This is a genomic window from Micrococcus sp. KRD026 (genome assembly GCF_017168445.1).
GTDB classification, from domain to species: Bacteria; Actinomycetota; Actinomycetes; order Actinomycetales; family Micrococcaceae; genus Micrococcus; species Micrococcus luteus.
This window is the reverse complement of the sequence record NZ_JABFBA010000040.1, coordinates 1-830: the sequence shown is the minus strand read 5'-3', so window position 1 is coordinate 830 and position 830 is coordinate 1. Positions and strand designations below refer to the sequence as shown.

General features: G+C 62.5%; 1 protein-coding gene. It reads left to right on the top strand.

The annotated features are described in order from the left end of the window. Window positions 1-310 precede the first annotated feature (310 nt). Entirely contained in the window at window positions 311-730 is a 420-nt protein-coding gene (locus J1M40_RS11810; protein WP_342356906.1) for a recombinase family protein, read from the top strand. Window positions 731-830 lie beyond the last annotated feature (100 nt).

Sequence of the window (830 nt, the reverse complement as noted above, 5' to 3'; positions counted from 1 at the left end):
TGATGAGTAGCAGGCCGGCCCCCACGGTCATGAGCAGCCACCACCGCCGCGGCGATGATCCAACGTCGTTCACTGTTGTACCCCTGTCCTCTGCCTGTAGTCGCATCAACGAAACTATACTAACAGGTGAGTAAAGTAAACGTCAACGCTCCGACAGAGGGATGCCTCACAATCCAGCTGGGTGTTCATTGCCCCATCCCGGCGTCAAGCCGGGTATACCCCTTTACACACCACCGGCCCCCACGAGAGGATCACGTCAGAGTGGGTCGTTTTCGGACCCGTTGGACACATCTGGCGGAGGCTCTAAGACGTGGTTGGACAGACGGTGGCCTATGTGCGGGTGAGCTCGGCCGAGCAGAACCTGGATCGTCAGCTCGAGACGGTGGGGGAGTGTGACCGCATCTTCCAGGACAAGATCAGCGGCAGCTCCCGCGCCAAGCGCGCGGGCCTGGCCGAGCTGATTGGGTACGTCCGGGAAGGGGACCTGGTGAAGGTCGCCTCCATGGACCGGCTCGGCCGTGACACCCGGGACCTGTACGCCATCGTGGACGAGCTCACGAACAAAGGATGCGCGGTGCAGTTCGTGGCCGAGCGGATCACCGTGGACAAGTCCGGCACATCCCCGGTGGACGGACTCATGCTGGGGATCCTGGCTGCGTTCGCTGAGTTCGAGCGACGGCGGATCAAGGAACGCCAGGCTGAGGGGGTCAAGTCCCTGGAAGTGGTGTAACCGTCTTCGAGGCGGTGGGGGCTTGAGTCGGTCAGGTCTCCAAGGTCGGCATCACCTCCGTGCCCAGGATGGTCGTGGATGTCGTGTCCGCATCCAGACC